The sequence below is a fragment of the Mesorhizobium sp. M7A.F.Ca.MR.362.00.0.0 genome (assembly GCF_004023175.1).
Classification (GTDB): Bacteria; Pseudomonadota; Alphaproteobacteria; order Rhizobiales; family Rhizobiaceae; genus Mesorhizobium.
The window spans coordinates 1,211-5,662 of the sequence record NZ_RZTF01000101.1 but is presented as its reverse complement, the minus strand read 5'-3'; the positions used below and the strand labels follow the sequence as shown (position 1 = coordinate 5,662).

At 63.7% G+C, this 4,452-nt stretch carries 5 protein-coding genes; 4 read left to right on the top strand and 1 reads right to left on the bottom strand.

What is annotated here, in order from left to right; translation table 11 throughout:
- On the bottom strand, positions 1–272 hold a 272-nt coding region (locus EOC06_RS42590), incomplete at its 3' end, for an Rrf2 family transcriptional regulator (protein ID WP_245469619.1).
- 88 nt (positions 273–360) lie between these two features.
- On the opposite strand from EOC06_RS42590, the gene EOC06_RS15095 reads away from it, so the two are divergent.
- The 4 genes from EOC06_RS15095 to EOC06_RS42585 form a co-directional block, all read left to right on the top strand.
- Positions 361–1,272 (top strand): LysR substrate-binding domain-containing protein, encoded by a 912-nt coding sequence (locus EOC06_RS15095; RefSeq protein WP_013528025.1) that lies wholly within the window; start codon positions 361–363, stop codon positions 1,270–1,272.
- Positions 1,273–1,492: 220 nt separating this feature from the next.
- Positions 1,493–2,647, top strand: coding sequence for an ABC transporter substrate-binding protein (locus EOC06_RS15090; RefSeq protein ID WP_127267885.1), 1,155 nt, complete (start codon positions 1,493–1,495; stop codon positions 2,645–2,647).
- A 219-nt stretch (positions 2,648–2,866) separates the two neighbouring features.
- Positions 2,867–3,877, top strand: a complete 1,011-nt coding sequence (locus EOC06_RS15085) for an ABC transporter ATP-binding protein (protein ID WP_128308150.1) — start codon at positions 2,867–2,869, stop codon at positions 3,875–3,877.
- A gap of 14 nt (positions 3,878–3,891) precedes the next feature.
- Positions 3,892–4,452, top strand: a 561-nt coding sequence (locus tag EOC06_RS42585) for an ABC transporter permease (RefSeq protein ID WP_368773587.1), incomplete at its 3' end; no start/stop codon positions are given.

Here is a 4,452-nt window from a genome sequence, read left to right as displayed (position 1 = left end):
GTGCTGAACGGCAGCCGCGTCTCGCCACGGGCGACGCTGATCTCGGCCAGGGATATTTTCTCGGGCGCCCGCCCGAGCAGCCAGCCGCCACCGTGCCCGCGCGACGAGGTGACGATGCCGGCATCGCGCAAGCCTGCGATGGTGCGGCGGACCACAACCGGATTGGTGTGGATGAAGGTGGCAAGCTGCTCGGAGGTCAACGCCTGTTCGGGCTTCTCGGCCATGTGGACGAGAATGTGCAAGGTCGAGGACAGTCGGCTGTTGCGCTTCATGTAACTTAGTTAGTTACGATTGGCGATGCCGTCAAGTGTTCGCCGGTCGCCACTTCCCAGCATCGCCTCCGCCGTGTTTAGTCCGGCCATGGCTTTCACCATCCGCCAGCTGCAGTTCTTCATCGCCGTCGCCGAGCAAGGCACGGTCTCGGGCGCCGCGCAGAACCTGTCGATCTCACAATCGTCGGTCACCGAAGCGATCAAGGAGCTCGAAAGCGATCTCGGCGTCGAACTGTTCGAGCGCCATCCGCGTGGCCTCAACATCACCCACAAGGGCCACCAGTTCCTGCGCCACGCGACGAAGATCCTCGCGGACGTTTCCGACGCGCGCCGCTCTTTCTCCGGCGAGCAGGCGGTGGCGGCCGGCCGGCTGCAGCTCGGCGTCACCTCGCTGGTTGCTGGTTATGTGCTGTCGGATCTGCTTGCCCGCTACCGCCGCGCCTATCCCGGTGTCGAGGTCTCGGCCATCGAGGACAATGGCGATTATCTCGAACACCTCCTGATCGGCGGCAAGCTCGACATTGCCGTCATGGTCACCTCCAATTTGCGCGACCGCACCGCGTTGCAGTCGGAAATCCTCGAAGTCTCGGCCTATCGGCTGTGGCTGCCGCTCGGTCATCCGCTCGTCGGCGCCGACATCATCAGCATTGGCGACATTGCCTCCGAAACGCTGATCATGCTGACCGTCGACGAGATCGAGGAGAATACCGGCAAGCTGCTGACGGCAATCGGCGCCAAGCCGCATGTCGCCTTCCGCACCCGTTCCGTGGAAGCCGTGCGCAGTCTCGTCGCCACCGGCGCCGGCGTGGCGCTGCTGCCCGACCTCGTCTACCGGCCCTGGTCGCTGGAAGGCGACCGCATCGAATCGCGCGATATTTCCGGCTCCTTGCCGGTGGTCCAGGTGGGCATGGTCTGGCGGCGCGGCTCCGGTCTGCCGCAGGCCGCGCGCGATTTCATCGGTCTTGCCCAGTCGCAACGGACGGTTCGCCAGCGTCCCTGAGAGATCGGCTGCCAACCTATCGGAAAAACCGATATCGCCCTTCTGATAAATGAATTTGCGAAACCGGAATTTTCAAAGCACTTTCCGGTTCAGGGACCAAAGCCGCCATCAGAGCGGCATCAAGCCCAACGGACGAACTGACAGTTTTCAGTCCGCGCGTGACCCCTAGCGAAGACCGAAACCGGCCTTCGGGGCCAGGCGCCTAAATGGGAGATCGACAATGAATTCATTCCTGAAGTCGTGCACTGCTCTGACGGTCGCGCTGACCTTCTCCGGTCAAGCCGTCGCCCAGGTCAAGGAACTTGGCAAGGGCGAGGGCCAGGTCAATATCGTTGCCTGGCCGGGCTACATCGAGCGCGGCGAAACCGACAAGGGCTATGACTGGGTGACCTCCTTCGAGAAGGAGACCGGCTGCAAGGTCAACGTCAAGACCGCCAACACCTCCGACGAGATGGTCTCGCTGATGAATGAGGGCGGTTTCGACCTCGTCACGGCTTCGGGCGATGCTTCGCTGCGCCTCGTTGCCGGCAAGCGCGTGCAGCCGATCAACACCGATCTCATCCCGAGCTGGAAAACGGTCGACGAGCGCCTCAAGGACGCGCCGTGGTTCACCGTTGGCGGCGCCCATTACGGCGTTCCCTACCAGTGGGGTCCGAACGTCCTGATGTACAACACCGACGTGTTCAAGGAAGCTCCCAAGAGCTGGAATGTCGTCTTCGAGGAAATGAAGCTGCCGGACGGCAAGTCCAACAAGGGCCGCGTCCAGGCCTATGACGGGCCGATCCACGTCGCGGACGCCGCCAACTATCTGATGTTCCACAAGCCGGAACTCGGCATCAAGGATCCCTACGAATTGAACGAGGACCAGTACAAGGCGGCACTCGACCTGCTGCGCGTCCAGCGCACGCTGGTCGGCCGCTACTGGCATGACGCCGCCATTCAGGTCGACGATTTCCAGAACGAGGGCGTCGTCGCTTCCGGCTCGTGGCCTTTCCAGGTCAACACGCTGGTCGCCGCCAAGAAGCCGATAGCGTCCACCATTCCGGAGGAGGGCGCGACCGGTTGGGCCGACACCACGATGATGGAAGCCGATTCGGCCAACCCCAACTGCGCCTATATGTGGATGGAACATTCGCTGTCGCCCAAGGTGCAGGGCGACGTCTCGGCCTGGTTCGGTTCGCTGCCCGTGGTGCCCGCCGCCTGCAAGGGCAATGAGCTTTTGACCGACGAGGGCTGCAAGACCAACGGCTACGAGAACTTCGACAAGATCAAGTTCTGGAAGACCCCGGTGTCGAAATGCGCCACCCAGAACGACCAATGCGTGCCGTACTACCGCTGGGTGTCGGACTATATCGGCGTCATCGGCGGAAGGTGATTCCGCGCTTCGCCTGAGAGTGCAGCGCCGCCCCTCACCTTACCCTCTCCCCGTGAAGAAGCGGGGAGAGGGGGGTCACCGGCCTTGGAGTGCTTCCCTTCTCCCCGTCACTGTACGGGGAGAAGGTGCCGGCAGGCGGATGAGGGGCTGCGCAAACGCCCGCTAGAAGAACGCTGCACCGCAGCCCGAATTGATTTGCCTGACAGATCAGGACAGCCCATGACCTCCGCCGTCTCCTTCCAGAAAGCCTCGCGCCATTTCGGCAGCGTGCGCGCCGTCGACGCGGTCGATCTCGACATCGTGCCGGGCGAATTCTTCGCCATGCTCGGCCCGTCAGGTTCCGGCAAGACCACCTGCCTGCGCCTCATCGCCGGCTTCGAGCAGCCGACATCGGGCTCGATCTCGATCTTCGGCGAACGCGCCGAGGGCGTTCCGCCCTATCGCCGCAACGTCAACACCGTGTTCCAGGACTATGCGCTGTTTCCGCATCTGAACGTGCTCGACAACGTCGCCTACGGGCTGATGGTCAAGGGCGTCGGCAAGCCTGGCAGGCACAAGGCGGCGGAAGAGGCGCTGTCACTGGTACGGCTGCCCGGCTATGGCGCCCGCCGCCCCGGCCAGCTTTCCGGCGGCCAGCGCCAGCGCGTCGCACTCGCCCGTGCGCTGGTCAACCAGCCAAAGGTGCTGTTGCTCGACGAGCCGCTCGGCGCCCTCGACCTCAAATTGCGCGAGAACATGCAGGAGGAACTGAAGTCGCTGCAGAAGGCGCTTGGCATCACCTTCGTCTTCGTCACTCACGACCAGGGCGAAGCGCTGTCGATGGCCGACCGCGTCGCCGTCTTCAACGATGGCAAGATCATGCAGGTCGGCACGCCTGAGGATATCTACCAGCGGCCGAAGACGCGCTTCGTCGCCGATTTCGTCGGCTCCTCCAACGTGCTGCCGCCGGATTTCGTCCAGCGCTATTCCGGCCAGCATCGCTGGGGCAGCCTGCGCCCTGAATCCATTCGTGTCGGCCGCGCGGCCAGCGCGGGCACAAGTGGCGAAGGCGTATCCGCCCGCCTCGTCTCGACCAACTATCTCGGCGCCACGACGAAGCTGGCGCTCGACGCCGACGGGCTGCGGCTGCACGCCATCGTGCCCGCCGGCACGGCCTTGCCTGGGGAAGGCGAGGCGGTGGTGCTCACCTTCAACCGCGAGCACCTGCATCTGATGGACGAGCCGGCATGAGCCTCGACGCCGCCATGATGCGTGCAACAGCGCCCGCCATCCTGCCCGGCAGCGGCGGCTTGCGCGGCGCGCTATCGGACCTTTTCTGGCGCAAGCCGAAGGTCCTGCTGCTGCTCATGCTGCTGCCTCCGGTTCTGTGGCTGGGTATCGTCTACATTGGCTCGCTGTTTGCGCTCCTGGCGCAGAGCTTTTTCTCCATCGACGAGTTTTCCGGCCTCATCAACCGTGAGTTCACGCTGAAGACTTATGGCGACCTGTTCCAGGCCGCCAATCTCGACATCATCCTGCGCACGGTGACGATGGCGGCCCTGGTCACGCTGGCCTCGGCCGTCATCGCTTTCCCCATCGCCTATTACGCGGCGCGCTATGCGCGCGGTCGCTGGAAGGCGCTGTTCTATCTCGGCATCATGCTGCCGCTGTGGTCGAGCTATCTGGTCAAGATCTACGCCTGGAAGCTGATCCTGGCCAAGGAGGGCATCCTCACCTGGCTGCTCGCCAAGCTGCATTTGTTGTGGGTGCTCGACGCATGGCTGTCGCTGCCGATTGTCGGCGGCAATTCGCTGTCGGTATCGTTC